Raw genomic sequence first — 22,773 nt, forward strand, 5'->3', positions numbered from 1 at the left:
CATGCGGGATGTAAATGACCATCTGTCGTACAAAACATACGTCATTAACTTCGCTAACTTCTCTAACTTCGTTAACTTCAAACAAAAGGAACTTACGAAATTTGAATTAGGGAACATAATTACGACGATTAGCCAATTACGACAATGAAGATAGAAAAAATAACAATAAACAATCTGGGACACCTGAAAGGCGAGTTTGTTTTCGACCTGACGTCTGAGCCTTTTGCCTCGGCAAGCACTTTTGTCGTAACGGGAGAGCCCGAGGGTAAGCAGTCGTTGCTCGCCATGGCGCTCAGCCTTTCGCTTTATGGGAAAGCACCGGGTTTCGACAAAACGGCAAGCGTTGAGCCTAACACCACTACGGCATTCAAGAAAGATGCCGTAGTGCCTACCTCCGACCCTCGAAGCCTGCTCTATAACGGCGAAAAGGAAGGCGGTTGCTCCGTCGTGTTCAGCCTGCCCGATGGCAGACGCTTCGAGGCAGGATGGATGGTCAAGCAGAGCCAGGTAGGGGTGTATGGCAATTCCTACCAGGCATTCCGGCAAATCTATCCACGCATGCAGGAGTATGCAGCATCGGACGTGCAGGAGGCAGTTCTCACCGAGGTGGGGCTCAGTTATGAGCAGTTTATCAGCACAGTGTTGCTGTCCCAGCGCAAGTTCGAGGAGTTTCTTCTCTCAACCTCAGAAGACCGTCCCGTGTTGCTCGAACGGCTGACGGGAACGGCGGTTTATGGCGAAATGTCGAAAACCATTCACGAGAGGTGTGAGAAAGCAGAGGCGACAGTGCACGACCATACCGTGCGCATAGAAACGGTGAAAAGCGACTTCATGACGGATGAAACACATGAAAAGACACTCAGGGAGCAGAAAGAACTGCAAACGCAGATAGAAGAGGTTACACAGCGTCGCGATGAAGCAAGGCTGAGCGTGATGTGGATCAATGAATTCGAAGAAGCACAGAACGACCTGTTCCAGAAAACACGACAGAAGGAGGATGCGGAGAAACTGCATAATTCAAGACGTGCAGACGAACACAACCTCGAAATGTTCGACAAGGTGCAACCTGTGCAAATGCTCTACAACGATATACAGAACATGCGCCGCACCACCGCTAACACACGCGAGCAGATAGATCAGGCTAATCGTGAACTCGTGGCTGCATCGCAACGCCAGCAGACAGCACGCAAGGACTATGAACGTGCCGTGGAGAGAAGAGAAGAAGCCGTGCGACAACTTGAGGCACAAAAGGAAACCATCGAACAGGGATATGAACTGATGGGCGAAATTAAGACCTCGGCACAAAACATAGAACGGCAGCAGAACGTGGTAACTGACTGTGAACGCGTGCTGAAAGGACGCGGCGATTCGTGCTCAGAAAAAGAACGGCAGTTGCACGATCTGGAAGATAAGCACAGCAACGATAAATTCCACAGGCAGACCCTCGTGGCGCATCACCGGATGTTTGAGAATTTCAGCATAGTGAAAGACCGTCTCAACGATTTCTCCACAGAAACAGCCAACAAGGAAGAACTCCACAAACGCCTGGAACAGAAAATGATGCAGCAGAGCCAACTGCAGCAGAGCGTGGACAACCTTGAACGCGAAATGCGCGACAGTCAGACAAAGATGACCGCACTTCGTAATGTGATAGATGTGCACAGACAGGCAGTGAGAGGCATCGATGGTCCGGAACTGCAACAGCGGACACTCGAAAGCAAAGAGCGGTTGCAGTTGCTTCTCAGGGCTGAAAAACTGTGGGACCGCATATCAGAAGCAAATGAGGCAATCAGTGCACGGCAGGCTAAGTATAACCGCGACGAGGTGGAGATAGAGCAACTAAGAGGCCTGGTACAGGCAAAGGTGCTTGAAATAAACCGTCTCGCAGAGGAAAACGAACGTAGGCAGCAGGCGTTGGCACTCAGCCAGAGTAAAGACGTGGAAGGGCTGCGGAAACAACTGCAGGAAGGCACTGCATGTCCCATCTGCGGCGCAGCACATCATCCCTACCACACAGAGACAGAGAGTGCCAGCGGAGAATTGATGTCGAGCCTGTCATACGAAGCCAAGGAATCCACGAACAGACTCACACAGCAGGAAGAACAACTGCGTCAACTCGAGATAAAACTTTCCAGGATGGAGACCCAGCACAAGGCAGACATGGAGTACCTCGACGAACGGCGCGCTCATCTGCGCGACGACGTGGAAGAGTGGAAAAACTATACCACACTCGATAATTCGTTTGCTGACAGCACGGCGGGCGTGAACGGACATGCAAGGCAGATTACCATATCGATGCTGATAGACAAGTCGAGAAGGGAAAGCCTGGAATACGGCAAGCAACTCAGGGAATATAACAACCACCAGAACCACATCAACCGACTTAATGAGGAAATATCAGCACTTGATGTAAACCTCAACGAAGGCAAGGAACGGCACAGCACTTTCAAGAGCGAATACCTCATAGTGCAGGCCACGGTGGAAGACCTGAGGAGGGCAGTGGAACTCAGCGACCGAAAGTACCACCAACTCTATCACGACCTCAACGAACTGATTACCCTGCCCAACTGGCTTGACGAATGGAAAAAGAATGCTGAGGACTTCGCCCAGCGTCTCAACGGATTGGAGGCAGACTGGCAGCGTGTGAACAACGTCCTGGCAAACAATGATGAGCAAATCATGAATATGCGGGTGGAACTCAACCGACTGCAACTCTCCGAGAGCGAGGCACGCCGGCAACTACAGGAAGCCGACGACCTGCTCAAGCAGGAAGTGAGCAACATGAAGCAAAAAGAGCGCGACTTCAAGAAAGTGTTTGGAGAAGGCGGACCGCAGCAGATGCAGAACGACCTCGAAAGCAATGTGGCGCACAGCAGGAGCGAGGAAGAGAAGGCGCGTCGCCAACTGGACGACAAAACAGCGGAGGTGCAGCGCATCGCAGGCATGAAAGCACAACTCGAAACACTATTGCAAAAGCAGGACAGTACATTGCAAAACCTGCAGTCGAACCTCGACACCTGGATACGCGAATACAACATGACCAATTCACCGCTCCAGATGTCGGAACTGGCATCGCTCTTTGCTGCAGAAAATGATTATATCAAACTGCGCATCAGCATCGACAAGGTGCGCCATGCACATCAAGAGGCAGTGCAGGATCTTGACGCTGCACGCCAGCGGATAGACCGACTGAAGCAGCGTAAGGAGATGCCGCGCACGGGAGGCGATGAGGGCAGGGATATGCTTGAGCAGGAGATAGAAAGACTGACCGTGCAACTCACGCAACTGAACAGGCAGTATCAGGAAGTCAGTTCAATGCTGTTGCGCCACGAGATGTGCCTGAAACGTGTGGAACAACTCACAGACGAACTCAGGCAGGCTGAAGAAGACCATAAATGGTGGCTGCAGATGGACGAAATCCTCGGCAGTGCCGACGGATCAAAGTTCAGAACCTGTGCACAGCAATACATCTTTGATAGCCTCGTGATGTACGCCAACCAGCAACTGAAGATGATGGCACCACGCTACCAACTCAAAGTGGTGGAAGGCCGTCTGATGGCAGAGGTAGTGGACCGCGACAGACTTGACCAACTCCGGCACGTGGCAGCACTCAGTAGCGGGGAAATGTTCGTGGTAACGCTCGCCCTCGCCCTCGCCCTCTCCACACTCTCCGCACACCATCTCGCCATAGGCACATTGTTCGTGCAATCCGACTTCGGCAACCTCGACATTTGCAGCCGAAATCTTGTCCTTGATGCACTGTGCAACCTCCAAAGCGTGCAAGGCAGAAAAATCGGTGTCATCACACAGTCGGAAGCCATCGCCTCGCAAATCACACCGCAGGTAAGGGTGCTGAAATAACTTTCACAAAGGTCACAGCAATAAAATCTCCCACGCAATTATTTGCGTGGGAGATTTACTTTTTTTATGCTTGCTAAACCACCATTTCTGATGATTTCGCATGACCTACTGAATTATCTCCAGCCCACCCATAAATCTTCGTCCTGTTTGGGGGCGAAATCGAAACCGTCTTGATTGTCGTCGTCGATGCCTTCGCCGGTGTTGTCCTTGGGTATGGTCGTGGCAATCACGCTTTCATGGCGCATGTCGTATGTCGCTGTAGCGGGAGTGATATAAGTCTTTTTCATTGTCTTTGTTTTGTTTTTTGTGGAATTTTCCGGTTTCCCGGAAATTCCGGTGTTGCCGGAACTTCCGGAAAATCCGGTTTGTTTTACTTAATCACTTTCTTGCCGTTGATGATGTAAACGCCCTTCTCAGCCTTGTTCACGCGGCGACCCTGGAGGTCGTATATGGCTGCGTTCCGGCTGTCTGCGTTCACGCCGCTGATGCCCGTCACGTCTTCACCGAGACCGCCGAAGATGGCTTCAAGTCCGCGTGTAGGTGTGCCTGCGGGCAGGTATGAGCGGTTGGCTGGTATCGTGAGTCCCTCGCCGTTGATGGGCCAGAACTTGGCTTCTGCTTCACCCTTCTTGTATGCGATGATGAAACCACCGTTTACTGTTGAGCCATCGCCGGCTACGAGCATGTTGCCCGCGGGTACGTCAACTGTTCCGGAAACCGGGAGGAGAGGTACAACCTTGCCTTTTTCACCGCAAATGACATAGCCCTCGCCACCTGCCACTTCTCTCGAGTCAATAGTGTTGCACTGAGCACCTCCTGCTGATTCGCTAGAGATGGTGTAAACACGGATGTAGAGCGGGAGTTGCGCATCAGTTGGATGAGCAAATCCTTGCATCACTTCATCGCCGTCATACACACCTTCAGGAGCAATGAGCGTGAATTCCTCGATGACCACAGGCATGAGACGCCATTTTGAGGCTTCGTGTGATGTATTCCACGTTGTGAGGGAACCGTCAGTGCCATTCCCGTTCCTATGCCCCTCGGCGTGGAGCGCACCATAGTAGCTGTTGGAGCCGTTGCCAAGTACCACGGAAGCCGGATCGGAGGGTATTACTACGAACTGCTGTGCAGCAGATTTGTTGGGATTTGTATTGCCAGACATGTTGGCAAGATAAACATCTGCGAGCGGAACATAGATGTTGAAATACGCACTGCCTCCTGCAGCAGTGAGTTTCATGATCTGTGCTGCAGATCCATTGTAACCTTGCCATCCCATAAAATTGTTTGATACTTTGTAGTATATGGCCTTTTCTTCACCTTCCTTTTGAACGAACGCATCGTATGCGCTCTTCACGATGTAGTAGCCCTCCGTCGCCTCAACCTTCGGTGCAGCATCGATAGCAGATTTCAGCGCGAGGTACTTCGTGTATGTAGGTGTGTTTTTGGCATCTGCAAATTGTGATGCTAATGCTGCGGAGTCGGCCTTTGTTATGGAGTTTACATAGCCGGCGTAGGTAAAGTAGGGCTCAAGGCTTTCCATGAGACCGTTTTCTGCAATGGTGGTGGTGTACACCTTGAGACAGGATCCTTGGTCGCCATTACCCCTGCTGTCAAGCCATGTGCTCACCTTTCCTTCGCGGTAGTTGATATAGGCCTGTGTGCCTAAAACGTTGAGGTTAAAGCCTCTGTTCTCGTTAGTATTTGTCCTGATGGCGAATGCAACGGGTGTTGTGCCGAATGTAGCCACGCTGTTGTCAATGTCTGCCTCTACGCTCATGTATCCGTAAGCGCGGTTGTAAACGGTGATGCCGTCGAACTCATTGCCGCCGAATGTCCATAGATAGGCATTGTCATAAAAGTTGAAGTCGGTGGTGGGATTGGTATTATTGCCGTAGGCATACGCACCCTTCAGAGTCATGAGGTAGGAAGTTGCGCTGCTGCTTGCAGGGTCGTCCGACAATTCCATCGGGAGATTTGAGGTGTAAGTTACTTCCACCGTCTGGCTAGTATCTGCAGCAGTGATTTCTGCAGGGTCAAAGTCTGCTACGAAGGGAGGTCTGCCAATGACGTTAGACACGTTGATGGCCGTTCCTACTTCCACACCGGTCAGAGTTATAGTCCTCAACACGTTTGTGCCGCGCATCAACTTGATTGTCGTTTGGGGAGCGTTGGGGTCAATATTGAAGTCCACAGGCATGAGGCGCCATGCAGAAGGTTCTCTGTCGGCATACCAGCCTGTCAGTGCGCCGGAAACGCCAGAACCATTGCTGTGGCCGTCAGTATGGAGTGCCTCGTTGGTGCCGCCGCCACTATTGTAAACAAGGGATACAGCCGCAGGACCGGCAGGCATTGCCCTAAATCCTAATGCGTTGGATGAGTTTATGGTAGTGGCACCTGTCTTTGATGAAATGTAAACACCTCCAAGGGGTGAATAGATGCTGAATTTCGCTGTGCCTTCCACTGGGGTGAGTTTCATAATTTGCGTTAGCGAACCATCTACGTTTTGCCATTCGAAAAGACCGCTGGTCGTGTTGTAGTAGATAGCTTTCTCCACACCTTGCCTTTGAACGAATGCGGAGTATGCGCTCTTCACGATGTAGTAGCCCTCCGTGGCTTCCACCTTCTGTGCGGCATCGATAGCAGATTTCAGCGCGAGGTATTTCGTGTACGTAGGTGTGTGTTTGGCATCTGCAAATTGTGGTGCCAATGCTGCGGAGTCTGTCGATGTGAGTGCATTCACACAGCCGGTATATGTAAAGTAGGGCTCAAAGTATTCGATGAGGCGTTCAGAAACTTCATCAGGACTGTAAATCTTGAGGCAGGTGGCTGGATAGTTACCGGGATTATAATAATAGTAATAATTGGATGATGAATAAATTTGATTAGAACCATTAATATAGAAATATCGGTTTGTATTGGGTGTAAAGAAGGTAAATCCACCTGGCGTACTGGCGTTTGGTTCTATGTTATACGCTTCGGGCGTTGTGCCAAATGTAGTGATGGTGCCATTGCCGTTTGTTCGGAGATAGCCGTGGGTACGGTTGTAAACGGTGATGCCGTTAAATTCATCGCCGCCGAATGTCCATAAGTATTCATTGGTTGAATTGGTGAGGTTGGTTGCAGAAATGGCATTGTTGCCGTAGATATAATATTCATTGGAACTATTCAGGGTCATGAAGTAGGGTGTTGCGCTGCTGCTTGCAGGATTGACTGACAGTTCCATCGGCAGTGTCGATGTGTAGGTTACTGTTACAGTCTGGTTACTGTCAGCAGCTGTGATTATGGCAGGAGTGAAACTCGATACGTAGGCTGGGGTTCCTACAGCGTCTGCCACGTTGATAGCCGTTCCTGAAGCCACATTGAGAGCAACCGTCTTCACCACCTCCGTTCCGCGCATCACCTTGATAGTCGTTTGGCAAACAATGGAATCCGGTGTGATGTCCACAGGCATGAGGCGCCATGCAGAAGCTTCGCTGTCGGCATACCAGCCTGTCAGTGCGCCGGAAACGCCAGAACCATTGCTGTGGCCTTCAGGATGGAGTGCCTCGTTGGTGCCGCCGCCACTATTGTAAACGAGAGCCACAGCGGCTGGCCCCACAGGCTTTGGCCTGACTCCCAATGCAGCAGATGCGTCCGCATTTACACCGCCTGTCTTTGTGGAAAGGTAAGCGTCTCCAAGGGGTGAATAGATGCTGAATTTCGTAGTACCTTCCACGGGGGTGAGTTTCATGATCTGTGCCTCTGAGCCATCTACGCTTTGCCATTTGATAAGGCCGGTTGATACATCATAGTGCATTGCTTTCTCCACTTTTTGCCTTTGAACGAATGCGGAGTACGCACTCTTCACGATGTAGTAGCCTTCCGTGGCTTCCACCTTCTGTGCGCTATCGATGGCAGCCTTGAGTGCAGTGTATTTTGTGTATCTGGGACTTCTTACTGCATCTGCGTATTGCGATGCGAGGCTGTCTGCGGTCTCGGTTGTGAGTGCGTTCACACAGCCTGCGTATGTGAAGTAGGGTTCGAGTTCTTTGATAAGGTCTGCCGCCACTGAGTTTAGGGTGTGAACCTTGAGGCAGGAGCCTGCATCGCCATCTCCACGTGCATCGAGCCATGTGCTGACTCTTCCATCGCGCTGGTTAACGTAGGCGTTCGTGCCGGGAAGGTTGAGGTTGAAACCGTCTGTCTGGTTGGAATTGGGCTTTATGGTGTATGCAACGGGCGTTACGCCGAAAGATGCCACGCTGTTGTCGGAGGCTGCTCCTATTCTCATGTAGCCTCCTCTGCCACGGTTGTAAACGGTGATGCCGTTGTATTCATCGCCGCCGAATGTCCATTGGTAAGAGTCATTGGTGGCTTCGAATGTGGTAGTCGAATTGGCATTGTTGCCGTAGGCATAATAGCCACGCAGGGTCATGAGATAGGGGGTTGCGCTACTGCTCGCGGGGTCATCGGACAGTTCCATCGGCAAGGATGAACTGTAGACGACTGTTATGGTCGTGTCGCGGCCTGTCGCTGTGATTGCTTGGGGCTGGATATTCGATACGTAGGCGGGCTTGCCTATCGTGGTATTCACGTTGACTTTAGCACCTTCTTTCAAACCGGTCAAGGTGACGGTCTTTACCAACCTTGTGCCGCGCATCACGTTAAGAACAGTCTTGGTGGCATTCTGAGGAAGGGCAACATCCACAGTGCCGTTGAAGTTGGCATCCGCAAGTGCTTCAGCCAGAGTGCTGAAACCATTGTAGGTGGCGATGGTATTGACGGTCAGGTAGTTGCTTATTTTTGCGCCAGAAGTGAGAACTACTTCAGTGTTGAACGCTACTTCATTGCCGTCAACATATAGGGTCGGAATATCGCCGGCACTGTTGGTAAACTTCACGCCATACACTTCGGGAGTAACTGTTACATTGGGCACTTCCATCATCTGCAGCACGTTACCGTCGTCGTGAGTGCTCCAATCGTTGATTATCGCAAGGGACTCACCGTTGATGTTAAGATAGTAGGTCGTTGAACCCTTTGTGAACCGTAGCACGAAAGGATAGCCGGCCTTGTATGTACTGGAAAGGCTTGTAACTCTGGCTGCACCGGATGTAACGAGGTCGTGGCCTTTTATGGCATTGAAACTGGCAAGTTTTTTTGTACCTACATTGTAGAGGTAAGATTTGCCGCTGATTGTTACAAAAGTCCACTGGTGGAGCGGATTGCTGCCACTGGTAGTCCCGGTGGGGGTTGCAACGAATTCTGTGGCACTGGAACTGGCGGCTCTTAAATAGCCACGCGGAGTTACCATGGTGTAAGCCTTTGAGGGGCTGGCACTTGCCACATTCTGGAGGATGGGCATGTAGTAGAGAACCAAATTGGTTGAGGTGATGATTCCTGAGATGTTCAGAGTATTCATCGTGGTTCCATCAGCAGCACTGACAAAGGTATAGCCCGTCAGAGTGGGGGGCGTGAAAGTATAGCCGGAAGGAGTGCCGACGGCTGTGCCGCTACCGCTGTTTATTACGCTGTTTGTAGATTTGTCATACAGTGTGTAGGTGTAGGAGTACTCAGTGCCGCTCTTATCGTAAGTTACCTTAAATACAGGCACGTAGCAACCTACATTGCCGCTGGCTGACAAATTGATTGAAACAGATTGCGAATTGATGCCTGTCACAGCGAGTGTGGTGGCGTTAGATGAACTTGAGCTGGTTGCAGTAGCGGAAGTGCCTTTGCAACTGAGTGTTACTCGAGTGGAACCCACATTGTAGAACTTCATCTCAATGCCCAAGATGGAGTAGCCTTGAGCAATGGACAAGGTATAAGTGCAATTAGAAGAACCCCTATAAAGGGCAAAGCCATTTGAATGATAACTTAACATGTTGTTAGACGGCACACTCAACGTAATTTGAGGCGTGCTGGCACTGACCCACTGTTTGCTGTATTGGGAACCGGATGCAGGCACACCATCTCTGTAAAATGTGCCGCCACTGGTGGTCTTGCCATTGAGTGTCACAGTGGTCTGCGCATTTGCTCCGATACTGCACATGGCGAGCAGGAGCACTAAGAAACATAAATAATACTTTTTCATACGATATTCATTATATAGATTTATAATTACCTGTTGCAGAACGGATCTTTTTATTTTATCTTGATAAGGATACTGCAGATGCTATAGCCGCTATAGACTTTTGCCGGGCAAGATTCGCGCCTTGGCGCAGGTGCACGAAAAAGCCGTTCTCTCTTCCTCGCCTGAGGAAAAAAGAACGGTTGGAATTGTATTTATGCACGCTGCAAGCGAACTGGTTGTGCGGACTGCTTGTAAATCGCTGATATTCTGTTGATTACAGCAATTATGGGGGGGTAATTCCGAACTTTACACTCGCAGCATGTGCGTCAGCAGGCATGTGTGCTACATGACTGAGACGACGGACATTATTTGCACGGGTTGCGGGTTGATACAGACTGTTGGCAGGGCTCATAAGAAATTGCTGGGGTTGTAAGGCATTAAAACAAGTCGTTCGCGCAATGGCTCCTTTTCAGAAGAGCATGAGTTCGCAACTCTTGTCTTGCAGCTCCTGTAATACCTTGTGGCACACTTTTTCTGCTTGTTCTCTTTATTGTTTGATTTTGTTAAATCCTTATGGAGTCCGTTTTTTAAGGCATATTCCATTTAGATATTGCTTTCAATGTACAAAGATACGTTTTTTTTATAATATTTGCAAAGATTGTTAGATTATTTTCAAACACACATAAAAGATAGTTAAGAATTTTAGAGAAATGTGTAAGAAAAAGTCATTTTAAAAATGTAACTTTGCCGCGCCTTTCACACAGAGAGGTACATATATGCTTGCGTAGTTCAATGGATAGAACAACTCTCTCCTAAAGAGTAGATCTCAGTTCGATTCTGAGCGCGAGTACTTTAAAAACACATACCTTTATTATGTTTTCCCTTAATTATAAAGTAACGACGAGCAACTGCAACCGCGGTGGTAGCTTGAAGTTGTATAGTGCTTTGCAGATGATGCAGGACTGCAGCGAGATGTGGATTGATTCCGAGCCGGAAGTGAAGGCCTATTTCCGTGACCACCACATGGCGCAGCTCCTGGCGTCCCGCCAAGTGGAAATCCTGCGCGTGCCGCATTATAAGGAGGACCTTACGGTAAAAACAAGCGTCTTCGGCATGGAGTCGGTTTTTGGTTTCCGCAACACGGTCATTCTCGATGGTAAGGGCAAACCCTGTTATCTGACATGGAGTACGGGCGCGTTTGTGGACAAGGTTAGCGGTAAACTTGCGAAAGTGCCGGAAGAGATAATTGCAGCCATGCGTTTGGAGGACAAAGTGCGCATGGAGTACAAAAACCGTAGGATAATCCTACCGAAAATCGTACCGGAAATCCATGCGGGCATAAAGGTGATGCGCAACGACATCGACTATAACCAGCACACCAACAATGCCAACTATGTGCGTATGGCACTCGAACTGCTACCCGAAAATTTCGTAGTCCGCAGCATGAGGGTGGAGTATAAGATACCCGCCAAATTAGGCGATGTACTCGTGCCGGAGGTAATAAACGCAGGCAACGTGATATACGTAGTCCTGAAACTCGACGAACGCGACAGCACAATTATGGAGTTCTGCAGGTAGCGCTTCACAAAATATGATTTTTGACCTTGATACAGTTGTTTCTATGAACTTGTAAAGAATCATTGTAACCTATACCCGGGTGTTCCATTGACGAAAACAGGACCATAAGGCGCAACCTCATTCGGAGAGGTTGCGCCTTATCGTATGTTGCAGTGTATTGTGGGGGGGCTTATCTCGTGAGCGCCACGCAGACTTTGTTCTGGAATTCTCTGCCGGTTTTTGATTCTCGCAGGCCGTTGTTGAGGATGGAGAAGACGAGGCGGTGGCCATTGGCTGCTGTGCAGTAGCCTGAGAGGGTGCTGACACCCGTTACGGTGCCTGTCTTGGCGTAAACGTTGTTTTCGGCGGTGGTGTTCTTCATGCGCTTGCTCAGCGTGCCGTCCACTCCGGCTATCGGCAGCGACGGGAGGAAATAGTCGTAGATGTTTTTGTCGTTGTAGGCATAGATGAGGATTTTCCCGATGAGTTCTGCGCTGACTATGTCGTAGATGGATAGTCCGCTGCCGTCGGAGAAGTTGTAGTCGTCTGGGTCGAGACCGATTTTTCTGACGAGGGCATTGATGCGTTCTTGTGTGTCAGTGAGGTCGGCAAATTTCCGCTTGCTCTGCATGGCTATCTGGAAGAACATGGATTCTGCGCAGGTGTTGTCGCTGCTTTTCATCATAGGGCGGAGCACCTCGTTGATGTTTCTTTCGTGTGTATAGATGAGTTGGGTGTGTTCGCCAACTTCGTCGTGGCGTACATACCCGGAGAACTCTATGCCTGCGGTATTGAGTTTCTCGGAGAATTTCCGGTCGAATTCGTCCTTTCCGTTGAGCAACATGGGTGTGCATACGCCTTCGTCATCGTCCCAGCACCATCCTTTTCCGAGGCGTGTCATGTCTTTCATCGTCTGGTCGATGATGATGTCGCCATTAAAGCGCTTTACACCATGTTCTTTCAGACTGTTGACAAAATTGTCGAGGTCGGATGTGGAGAGCAGCGGGTCGAAACCAGCCCGTACGTAGATGTTTCCGTCGAGCGTGCCTTCGTCGCTGATAAGACTGTTTTCGTTGCTTTCCGGGTCGTCGTATTGGCTGCGGTCGATGTAGAGTTTGGTTTGGTAGTTGTAGTTGCTACTGAGAATGTCGAGTGCTGTGACTGCAGTAACTATTTTCTCGTTGCTCGCCGGTCGCAGACGCTTGCTCTCGTTGTATTTGTATATCTCTTTGCCGTCGGTGAGGTCATAGACGTAGATGCCCACGTGCGATGCATTGAACATCCTGCTTTTGAGCAACTCGTTAATCCTCTCGCCTATGACGTTCGACGAGCCCCTGTCGCCTTTCCTTTCGCCGTCGGCAGTGATGTAATAGCCGTCGTCGCTGAGATAGGTGGTTTCATATTCTTCTTGCGCCGACAGGCGGGTTGTGCCTAAAGTAAAGACGGCAAGAATAAAAAATATGTGGATAAGTTTCCTCATAAAATGATTTTGGTGAGACATATCCGCACGTGTTTGCATTGGTGCGGAGTGGGGTGGTTTGGCACAAGCGTCCAAAATAACGCACCGGTTTTTTTGGACCGATGCGTCGTTATAGGGTCAGAAGATACGTCTTTATTGGTTGCCTTGTGCTGCTGCGGCTGCAGCCTTTCCTGCTGCGATGTCGGCTTCTGTGATGCCGAGTTTGTTCATGATTTTCTTCGTCACGTCTTCGCTGATGGATTCGTTGATGAAGACGCCGGCATTCTGGGATGATGCCACATCGAGGAGGTAAACGTATCCGCCTTCTTTAGCCACTTCTTTTACAGTGTTGATTATTCTCTGAATGATGGGCTGCATTTTTTTCTGCTGTTCTTCCTGGAAGGCCTTGGTGTTGGCTTCATCGGCTTGCTGAAGACGCTGCTGGAGGTCGTTTATCTCCTGCTGCTTGCGCTCAACAACCTGTGGCGGTGTTGATTCGTTCACTTCCTTCTGATACTTCTCGTATTTTGTCTTCAGTTCGTTCTGCATGTCAGTAAGGTCTTTTTCATACTGCTTGTAGATGGTCTGAAGTTCTTCGTTTGCCTTGCGGTAGTCGGGGAGTGATTGCATAACATCTGCGTAGGAGAAGTGTGCAAACTTTTGAGCGAAGAGGCTCATGGGTGCAAGAAGGAGCACCAGCATCAAAATTTTCTTGGTCATTTTATGTGTTGTTTTTATGTTTGTCTTTTCGGATTTCGGGGTGCAAAGATACGGCTTTCTGTGCGAAAAAATCCTTAAAAAGTGTCAATTGTTAAAAAATCGGCTACTTTAGGCGCTTATCTTACGTTATATCCGAGTTTTTGCAGCACTTCGCGGCTGATGTCGATGCTCGGCGAGGCAAAGATAATGCCGTTGTCGCTCGAACGATCGAGAATGAGTTGGAAGTTCTTGGCAGTGGCGATGGACTTCACTGCATTGTATATTTCAGTTTGTATCGGCTCGATGAGTGCAACACGTTTTTTGTAGAGTTCGCCTTCAGGACCAAAATACTTCTTCTTCAGGTCGCTGGCTTCTTTCTCTTTGCTTACGATGGCTTGTTCACGAGCCTTCTTTTGTTCGGCAGACAGGAAGGTCGCTTCGTCCTGATAATTCTTGTAAAGTGTCTTTGCCTCGTTTTCGAGGGCCTCAACTTCTGCCTGCCATTTCTTCGAGGTCTGGTTGAGTTGTTCGTTGGCTTGTTCGTATGCGGGAATATTGCCCATGATGTATTCCATATCGACAAGTGCGAATTTCTGAGCCTGTGCGCCCACTACCATTGTCATGGCAAGGCAAGCGATGATGAATAACTTTTTCATTTTTATGGTTTTTATGCGTTGTTTGTTTATGATTTTGTGCTGTTTGTTTAGAACTCACGTCCGAGGATGAAGTGGAACTGACTGCCACCGGCCTTCGAGCCGTTGATGTACTTTTGGAAACCGTATGCCCAGTCGATACCCATCAGACCCACCATGGGGAGGAGGATGCGCACACCGACACCTGCCGAGCGTTTCATGTTGAAGGGGTTGAACTTCTTGACGTCCGTCCAGGCATTACCGCCTTCGATGAATCCAAGTGCATAAATACTTGTACTACTTTCAAGCATGAGCGGATAGCGCAGTTCGAGGGTCATGCGGCTGTACGCGTAGGCATTATTGGTGGTGTTTCCTGCCAGCGAACCGTTGTCGTAACCGCGAAGACCGATGGTTTCCGTGGCATAACCGCTGCTATAGCCCGACATGCCGTCACCACCAACGTAGTAGGTCTCAAACGGCGACTTGTTATACTTGTTGTACGAGCCGAGCAAACCAAATTCCGTGCGCATCATCAGTACAGGACATTTCACCTTATTGGTCAGCGAGAGATAACCCTTGAACGACATCTTCCACTTGTGATACTCAATCCATCTGTACTTTTCCTGTGCCTCCGCCTGATATGTTGCACTTTGGTAGTTCGTGGCAAGGTTTTTATAATCTTTGCCGCTCCAAAGCGAGTAGGGTGGGGTGAGCGACACACTGAGTCCGAACTCTGAACCCTTTCTGGGGAAGAAGGAGTTGTCTATGTTTGTGCGTGAGAGCGAGAGTGTGAGGTTGATGTTGTTACAGTTACCATCAGTAATGAGGAAGTACTGCCACGACTTGAGCATATATCGGGTATATGCAAGTTCTGCCATGAATGAGAAGTTGTCGTCGGGCCAACGAAGGCGTTTTCCGAAACCGATACTCACACCAAGCATCTGAACGTACTTATCGGGGTCGTAGTAGTTGGTGTAGTTATAGCCGCTCGAACCATAACCATAGAGATAGTTGTAGTAGTTGTTGTAGTAGTTAGAGTTGTAGTAACTCGATGCCACGTCGGTCTGCTTGGAATAGTAGATGGACACACTGAACTGGTTGGGGCGCTTTCCGCCGAACCATGGGTCCATGAACTGCAGGGAGTAACTCTGATAGTACGTACCATTGGTCTGTCCGCTGAGCGAGAGTGTCTGTCCGTCGCCCTGCGGCATGAAGCCTGCGCGCTTGTTCCCTTTGCCGAAGAGGTTCTGCATGGAGAAGTTGGTAAATTTAAGTCCCACTTTTCCAATGATACCTGTCTGTCCCCATCCGGCAGAGAGTTCCACCTGGTCACCGCCCTTTGTCACAAGAGGATATGTAATGTCAACAGTACCGCTTTCCTGGTCGGGTTTTATTTCCTTGAAGAGGTCGCGCTGGAGGGCTTCGGGGTCGAACTGGTTCATGTTGGCGAGAGTGCGCAGACTTCGCTTGATGGCTTCCATGCTGAACAGGTCGCCGGGCTTCGTCATCAGTTCGCGGCGGATAACGTTTTCATAAACGCGCTCGTTGCCCGAGATGCGTACATGGTTGAAGGTGGCTTGCTGACCTTCGGTGATGCGCATCTCGAGGTCCACACTGTCGCCGTCAACATTGATTTCTACTGGGTCGAGGCGGTAGAACACGTAGCCGTTGTCGTAGTACATGTTTCCAATGGCGTCTTCATCCACCTGGAGTCGGTTGTTGAGCAATGTCTGGTTGTACAGGTCGCCTTTCTCCATCTTCAGGATGCGTTGAAGTAGGGAAGAGGGATATACGGTGTTACCCACCCAGGTGATGTTCCTGATGTAGTAGGGCTGACCCTCGTAGAGGTCGAGATAGACGTCCACCTTGTTGTCGGGCAGGTTGACCACACTGTCGCGTACTATCAGCGCATCGCGGTAGCCCCAGGCGTTCATCTTTTCAATGAGGAGGCCCTTGTCTTCTTCGTACTTTTCTGGTATGAATTTCTTGGAGCGCAGCAAGTTGACAAGTGAGCGTTCATGTGTCTTTTTCATCGCCCGCTTGAGTTTTCCTATCTGCTTTTTTGGCACACCTGTGATGTAAATGCGGTTAACCTTGACTTTTGCCTGTTTGTCGATGTTGATATCTACTATTATCTTGTCCTTGCTCGTTACGTCGTCGCGCTGCACAATGTCAACTTGCGCATTCTTGTAACCCTTCTCGTCGAAATAGCGCTTGATGAGGGTCTTTACCACGTTCGTGGTGTTAGGCGACAGTTGGCTGCCCTCCTTGAGGCCTATCCTGCCCTCCAGGTCTTCTCGCTCAGTCTTCTTGATGCCGTTATAGCGTATGCTCGAGATGCGCGGCTGGGGTCTGAGTGCCACGTGGAGGTAGGCTTTGTTTTCCTTGATGCTGTCGATGTCGATGCTGACGTAGGAGAAAAGTCCCTGTTTCCAATAGCGGCGCACTGCCTCACTGATTTCGTTGCCCGGAATTTCGTAAAGGTTGCCTTCAACGAGCCCTGAAAGGCCTTTAAGCCATTCTTCATCGTAATTTCCTATAGGGTCAACAGTCAGTCCGCCCAGAACGTAGGTAGGATGATTGTCGGTGTATTCCACTGTGGGCTTGACTTTGCCTGTACTGTCGGTTTGAGCAACGGCGTGATGGGTGCAGAGGGTGATGAACACCAGCGCAGCAATCAGGCGTATGGACATTTTATATTTCATAAAACGGAGTTGTTCTTCTTTTTTATTTCTTTTTTGCAGCAACCATTCTCGGACAGCCGCTATATAGTTGTTTTTTTGAATTGTCAGATGGTTGTAACCTGTTCGCTCGTCTTTCCGAAGCGGCGCTCGCGATTCTGGTATTCCACTATGGCTTTGTAGAACTCTTCCTTGCCGAAGTCAGGCCAGTAAGTATCGCAGAAATAAAATTCTGAATATGCACACTGCCAGAGGAGGTAATTGCTGATGCGCTGTTCGCCACCGGTGCGGATGAGCAGGTCGGGGTCGGGCATAAAACTCGCCATGAGTTCTTCGGAAATAGTGTCTTCGCCGATGTCTTCCGGATTGAGCGTCCCTTCCTTCACCCTGTTGGCAATGCCGCGCACGGCATGTGCTATTTCCCAGCGCGAAGAATAACTTATGGCAAGCACTTGGGTCAGACCCGTGTTGTTCTTGGTGTGGTCCATACACTCGATGATGACGTTCTTCAGTTTGTCGGGCAGAGAGTCCAAATCGCCGATGAAGCGCATGCGGGCATTGTTCTTCATATAGACATTCTCTTTCATCTCCTGGATGATAAGTGCCATCAGTGCCGTAACTTCATCATTGGGGCGCTTCCAGTTCTCTTTGGAGAAAACGTATAGCGTAATGTATTTCACACCAAGTTCCGCCGCCGCTTCCGTGATGTCGAAAACCGACTTCACTCCTGCCTGATGACCCATGCTTCGGCTTTGTCCGCGCTGTTTTGCCCAACGTCCGTTCCCGTCCATGATGACGGCAATGTGGTTGGGTATCCTTTTCATGTCTATGCGTTCCAAGTTGCTCATAGTGTCGGGAATTGTCGCGTTGTTGTACTTTTTTCACCAGTCGTCCTTGTTACACGTTGCGCATTTCGGTGCGAAACTGTAGGTCAGGGTGATGAATGCCGTATGATAGTGATCCTTGTTCTTAAATCCTGTCGATTTGATGCCCTGCGGGGCTTCCAGACCATCGAGTTTGTCGCTGATGGTGAAGTGCATCTGCCAGTCGAAACCAAGGTTGATGCGTTCTGCCAACTTGTATTTCAGTCCGAAACCAATAGGTATGTTCGGCGTGAAGTCGTTATCCACCGTGCTGAAGGAGGCACCGATACCAAATTGAACGTAGGGCACGAGGCGCTTGTGCTTGAGGTAGCCCTCCTTGTAGCCGTAAGGCAGGAAATGAAGTTCATAAAGCACATTCAGGTCGGCTATTCCGCCTGAAAAATTGTACTTTAGTCGTTCTGCGCCTGCAGTTCCTATGACGGCTGGCTGGAAGTCCTTTAAGTTTTTTGTGTCGCCCTTCGTGAGGTTGTAGTTGAGGTTTACTTTCACTGCCGAGCGTGGATTCAGAATGAAGCGCAGTAGCGCACCGCCTGCCACGTTAGGTTGTCCGAAAAAGGAGGAATTGGCATCGTTCAACCCGAAACTGCCGCCCGCAGCAGCACCCACTTCCATCCTGTATTCGGTTTCGTCCTGTGCTGCTGCGCCCATGAAGGTCATGGCGCAGAAAAGACACAAAAGCAAACGCATGATTCTTACTTGCATCATTGTAGTCCTTTGGTTCTGAAGACTTTAGACTCGCTGTCCCAGCCAAGTCGGTTCAGGCGACCCTTCCACACCTCTCCGCTGCCACCGCAGAGCAACCAGATGAAACTGTCGTTGTCGGCTGTAGCCACGAGCGATGTGGGAGTACCGACGTCAGGCTTGGCATATCCCTCGTCCTTCCACGTCCTTCCCCTGTCTCGGCTAAGGTAGAAATTGGAGAGTGTCCCGTCAGTCTCAAGGCCTACGAGCATGGCTGCCTGATCGTATTCCATCAGCGAAGCATGGCTCAAGGCGAGGTATGGGTATTTTATTTCTGCCGTGATGGGGAAATAGTTCCAAGGATAGGAGTAAGTTCCTGTGAGGTCAACGGTTTTCCTCCATAATGAAGCATTGCCGTCAGCCATTCCGCCGACGAGGATGTCCTCCACACTGTCGTATGTCCTCGAAGTCAGCCGTAGTCCGCAGATGTTGGTCTCGGGCAGCGGTTGCACTTCGTCCAGTCCTTCTGTGCTCCAGTTGATGCCGTCTGCAGAACTGAGCATGCTGCCGTTGTATATGCCGAAGAGCGATTGCGTGCCGTTGGCAACGAGTGCAGAGAGTGGCTGCGTGCTGCCGTTGGGTGTCCAGTTGATGCCGTCTTCGCTTGTAACCACCTGTGTGCCGGCTATGCTGTAGAATTTACCATTGAAGAGTTGTACCGACTTCACGTTGAGACCCGCTGTCGGAATGTCCGATTTCGTCCAGTTCGCGCCGTCATTAGCACGGCTCGTCAGGAGCACGGCGTGAGAGCCGCTGGTGCCGAAGTCGTAGAGCACACCGTCCTTCAGGATGAGCCGCTGGTCTGTCAGCGAAGCAATGTCGGCATTCACTGCTGTACGTTGCCATCTGAAACTGTCTGCGGCTTCTTTGTGCACATTTAACTTCACGGTGTATGTGCGTTTCATCGTGCCACTCTTGCTGTTAACCGTAACAAGCCTTGGAGAGGTGAAGTCTGTGCTGTCTGTCGTGCTGAAGGTGATGTCAACGTCTGTTTCTGCGTTGCGAATGACGATGGATTTACCCGAGTGGGCAAATGTGCTGAAGGTAACTTTCGACAGGTCCGTACCCACAGGAAGGGAGTCGGCATTGTAGATCTCCTGATTGATCTGGTCGATATACATCGGGAAATTGGCACCTGTCACACCTACGGTGTAGGTGCTGTCCTCACCTGTGGAGGATGTGGTATGCCTGACGCATTTCAGCGAACCGAGTACCACGTTTGTTACTATGCAGTCGCCGCTTTGTGCCGTTGTCGTTGCATCGTCGTCGTCATCGTTGCTGCCGCAGGAGAAACAGGCGAGCGAAAGGGCTAAGGAAAAGAATATATATCTTCTTATTAGTCTGTTCATTTGCAATAATTTCTAATTGTTACCGAGGTGCTGCGGGAAGTTGATGCAGCCGATTAAAACGTGCCTTGAAGGACGTCCTCTTTCTGCGAGCCCACTTTAGCGCAAGCAAAAGTAGTACAAAATATTGGAACCACGAGCAGCACAGGCTTACCTTTTTAGGTTTTTAGGTTTTTTTTAGACTTGCTCTCCGTCAGGTTTCAGCGTAAAGACCAATTTAGAAGGCTATTTGCCCAAATATTAACAAAAAAAGCAGCGAATAACAGCCATATCTCCCATCATTTTTATAATTTTGCCACGAAAACAGACAGACATATCATGGACAACATGGACAACATGGAAGAAAAGTTGGAAAAGACGGTTGAAGAACCCGTAGCAGAGGATTTAGTCGTAACTGATGAATCTTTGTCGGAAAAGGAAGGAAAGAAAAAGAAGAAGAAAAAGCAAAAGGAACCAAGCCGACCATTGAACAAGAAGCGTGTACTAACGTTTCTGTGTGTGGTGGGGTGCACGTTTGCACTCGTGGCACTCATAGGCTATATCTTCGTGCAGAAACTGGTCAGGGAGGAAGACAGTGCCGACGATTATGACTTCAAGGAAGTGAAACTCGCCACACCGATTATCAACGAGCAGGTAGGCGAGGAGGACGACAACTGGTTCATGAATGCCCTCGACGAGACAGCCAAACCTGTAACGCAGAAGACAGAGGAGGCTGAGGCGGCTGCCAAGAAGGTGGAAACACAGACCAAACCAAAGACTGCAACGCCCGCAGCAACTGCTCCAAGTACAGCACCCACTGCCACTGCCGCACCCTCAGGCGAAGCCACAGACGCACCCGCTGCACCAAGCACTGCCGAACCATCGTCGGAAAGTGCGCCTGCACAGGCACCGGCACCAAAACCGGAAAGCACCACACCGCCGCCTGCACCGAAGGAAACGCCAAGCGCTCCTGCAGCACCAGCACCAAAAGAGGCTGCACCGAAAGCAGGAGAATAGCGAACGTATAGATATCAAAAAGGACCCTCTGACAGGGTCCTTTTTTTTTGACTTTGGCGACTTCGTCAAGTAAGTTGCGACTCTGTCGCAGCCACCAACTCCCGCGTGGATTCAAGCAACGCAAAGAGTTCTTCTACGGTCTCCGCCCTCAGGATGGCTATACGCTTCTGCCGGAAATTGGGGATGCCCTTGAAAAGCGGTGTGGCAGCAAGGTGCCGCCGTATGTGCAGTATGCCGCGATATTCGTCGATGCGCTCCACACTTTGCAGGATTTCCTCTTTCAGCACATCGAGTTTCCAATCGGGCGAGAGCACTGGGTATTGGCTATTGATAAAGTTCTTCACATCGTGCACATCAGGGTGTAGCGCATCGTATATTTCCTTAAAAATCCAGGGTCTGCCGAATGTGGCACGACCTATCATCACGGCATCCACCCCAGTCTCGTCGAAAGCACGGATAGCCTGTTCTGCCGTGCAGATATCGCCATTGCCTATGATGGGTATGTGCATGCGCGGGTTGTCCTTCACTGCTTTGATGAGCGACCAGTCTGCCTCGCCGGTGTACATCTGCGAGCGCGTCCTGCCGTGTATGGTAAGTGCTTGTATTCCTGTGTCTTGCAGTTGTTCGGCAAGGTCCACGATAATCTTGTTGTTATGGTCCCACCCGAGACGTGTCTTCGCCGTAACGGGTATGTCAACCGCCTCTACCACGTTGCGCGCTATTTCGAGCATCAGGGGTATGTTTTGCAGAAGACCTGCACCTGCCCCCTTTCCTGCCACACGCTTCACGGGGCAGCCAAAATTCATGTCGAGCACATCGGGGTGTGCCTGTTCCACTACAATCTGTGCAGCATCGCGCATGGCGATAGGATCTTTTCCATAGATTTGTATCGCCACAGGGCGTTCCTCGTCGCACACACGGAGTTTTGCCAACGAGGGCTTCACCATGCGCACGAGTGCATCGCTCGCCACAAATTCGCTATACACCATTGCTGCTCCCATGCGGCGGCACAGCAGGCGGAAACCAATGTCGGAAACGTCCTCCATCGGAGCAAGCAAGAGAGGGCGGTCGCCAAGATCAATCTTCCCTATTTTCATCTGCTATACAGTAAGGATTCTTTAATTTTGACACACAAATCACTGCTGCAAGAAGCAAGGCTGCACTCATCGGTATCGTTAGCGCGTATGATGCAGAAGTCATCGACTGCTCCATTTCTGGATAGTGTAGCGAGATCATCGCCAACGAATTATTGACGATATGCCCCACGATGCAAAAGAGGATGCTTCCTGTTTTAATGTATATGTAGCCGAGCAGAAGCCCGAAGATGAAAGCACTAATGCCCTGAAAGATATTGAGATGTACTATGGCAAACACGGTAGCCGACACAATTACTGCTAAAACAGGTTTCACACCACTGGCACGCAGATTAGCAAGAATGCCATAACGGAAAGTCAGTTCTTCTGCGATAGGTCCCATGAAGCAGATTGCCACGATACACACAGCACTATTCTCCATCGCTTTGAACTGCGCTGATGTGCCACCATCCATATCGTTGATAGGCTCTAACATCATGCTTAATGCAAATGCCATCAACACCATTGAGATAATCGTAAGAAAAAGATTCCTTGCCGTCAATGCAGGTCTGACATTGGGCACCAAATTTCGATTCATCAACGTGATAAGCAGGGCGATAGTCAGGTTACTGAACAATAAAGAAAAACCTAAAACTTCTATGTTCTGTGGGGCATTCAAATCGATAGAAGCAAAGGATGCACCTTTCTGCACAGCCACATAAGCCATAGCAGAAATGAGCGCAATCATTTGCACTGCAAAAAATATAACGATGGCAAGTATAGACTTTTTCACGT

14 protein-coding genes and 1 tRNA gene are annotated in these 22,773 nt (G+C 50.0%); 4 read left to right on the top strand and 11 right to left on the bottom strand.

Annotated features, from left to right (window positions below; genetic code table 11):
* Positions 1-144: 144 nt before the first annotated feature.
* Entirely contained in the window at positions 145-3,861 is a 3,717-nt protein-coding gene (locus C7Y71_RS07835; RefSeq protein ID WP_111898018.1) for a hypothetical protein, read from the top strand.
* A 113-nt stretch (positions 3,862-3,974) separates the two neighbouring features.
* On the opposite strand, the gene C7Y71_RS11845 is transcribed toward C7Y71_RS07835, so the two are convergent.
* Together C7Y71_RS11845 and C7Y71_RS07840 are read right to left on the bottom strand one after the other, a co-directional pair.
* Positions 3,975-4,148, bottom strand: coding sequence for a hypothetical protein (locus C7Y71_RS11845; protein WP_193215874.1), 174 nt, complete (start codon positions 4,146-4,148; stop codon positions 3,975-3,977).
* Positions 4,149-4,231: 83 nt separating this feature from the next.
* Positions 4,232-9,931 carry a hypothetical protein gene (locus C7Y71_RS07840; RefSeq protein WP_111898019.1) on the bottom strand — a complete coding sequence of 1,900 codons (5,700 nt, stop codon included), beginning with the start codon at positions 9,929-9,931 and terminating at the stop codon, positions 4,232-4,234.
* A 757-nt stretch (positions 9,932-10,688) separates the two neighbouring features.
* On the opposite strand from C7Y71_RS07840, the gene C7Y71_RS07845 reads away from it, so the two are divergent.
* Positions 10,689-10,760, top strand: a tRNA-Arg gene (locus C7Y71_RS07845).
* Positions 10,761-10,783: 23 nt separating this feature from the next.
* A complete protein-coding gene (locus C7Y71_RS07850; RefSeq protein ID WP_111898020.1) occupies positions 10,784-11,488 on the top strand; it encodes an acyl-[acyl-carrier-protein] thioesterase in 705 nt (234 codons plus the stop codon).
* 169 nt (positions 11,489-11,657) lie between these two features.
* Here C7Y71_RS07850 and dacB read toward each other — a convergent pair whose 3' ends face one another.
* The 7 genes from dacB to C7Y71_RS07885 all read right to left on the bottom strand — a co-directional run bounded on the left by dacB (position 11,658) and on the right by C7Y71_RS07885 (position 19,912).
* Complete coding sequence (gene dacB, locus C7Y71_RS07855) at positions 11,658-12,947, bottom strand: D-alanyl-D-alanine carboxypeptidase/D-alanyl-D-alanine endopeptidase (RefSeq protein WP_193215875.1); 1,290 nt, start codon at positions 12,945-12,947, stop codon at positions 11,658-11,660.
* Between the two features lie 132 nt (positions 12,948-13,079).
* Positions 13,080-13,646 (bottom strand): OmpH family outer membrane protein, encoded by a 567-nt coding sequence (locus C7Y71_RS07860; protein ID WP_111898022.1) that lies wholly within the window; start codon positions 13,644-13,646, stop codon positions 13,080-13,082.
* 116 nt (positions 13,647-13,762) lie between these two features.
* A complete protein-coding gene (locus C7Y71_RS07865) occupies positions 13,763-14,281 on the bottom strand; it encodes an OmpH family outer membrane protein (RefSeq protein ID WP_111898023.1) in 519 nt (172 codons plus the stop codon).
* 47 nt (positions 14,282-14,328) lie between these two features.
* Positions 14,329-16,962, bottom strand: coding sequence for a BamA/OMP85 family outer membrane protein (locus tag C7Y71_RS07870; protein ID WP_193215876.1), 2,634 nt, complete (start codon positions 16,960-16,962; stop codon positions 14,329-14,331).
* 83 nt (positions 16,963-17,045) lie between these two features.
* Positions 17,046-17,786, bottom strand: coding sequence for an isoprenyl transferase (locus tag C7Y71_RS07875; RefSeq protein ID WP_111898024.1), 741 nt, complete (start codon positions 17,784-17,786; stop codon positions 17,046-17,048).
* A 33-nt stretch (positions 17,787-17,819) separates the two neighbouring features.
* The gene (gene porG / locus C7Y71_RS07880; protein WP_226943417.1) at positions 17,820-18,527 is read right to left on the bottom strand and encodes a type IX secretion system protein PorG; all 708 of its coding nucleotides are present in this window, start codon (positions 18,525-18,527) and stop codon (positions 17,820-17,822) included.
* Positions 18,524-19,912: a DUF6242 domain-containing protein gene (locus C7Y71_RS07885; RefSeq protein WP_111898025.1), complete on the bottom strand. Its 1,389-nt coding sequence runs from the start codon at positions 19,910-19,912 to the stop codon at positions 18,524-18,526. Before C7Y71_RS07885 ends, porG begins: the two co-directional genes overlap by 4 nt.
* A gap of 315 nt (positions 19,913-20,227) precedes the next feature.
* Here C7Y71_RS07885 and C7Y71_RS07890 point away from each other — a divergent pair, with 315 nt between their 5' ends.
* Complete coding sequence (locus C7Y71_RS07890) at positions 20,228-20,905, top strand: hypothetical protein (protein ID WP_111898026.1); 678 nt, start codon at positions 20,228-20,230, stop codon at positions 20,903-20,905.
* 65 nt (positions 20,906-20,970) lie between these two features.
* Here C7Y71_RS07890 and dusB read toward each other — a convergent pair whose 3' ends face one another.
* Positions 20,971-22,002: a tRNA dihydrouridine synthase DusB gene (gene dusB, locus C7Y71_RS07895; RefSeq protein ID WP_111898027.1), complete on the bottom strand. Its 1,032-nt coding sequence runs from the start codon at positions 22,000-22,002 to the stop codon at positions 20,971-20,973.
* The gene (locus C7Y71_RS07900) at positions 21,983-22,771 is read right to left on the bottom strand and encodes a CPBP family intramembrane glutamic endopeptidase (RefSeq protein ID WP_146739381.1); all 789 of its coding nucleotides are present in this window, start codon (positions 22,769-22,771) and stop codon (positions 21,983-21,985) included. The genes dusB and C7Y71_RS07900 overlap by 20 nt, the downstream gene beginning before the upstream one ends.
* Between the last annotated feature and the right edge of the window lie 2 nt (positions 22,772-22,773).

Source organism: Pseudoprevotella muciniphila, from assembly GCF_003265305.2.
GTDB classification, from domain to species: Bacteria; Bacteroidota; Bacteroidia; order Bacteroidales; family Bacteroidaceae; genus Alloprevotella; species Alloprevotella muciniphila.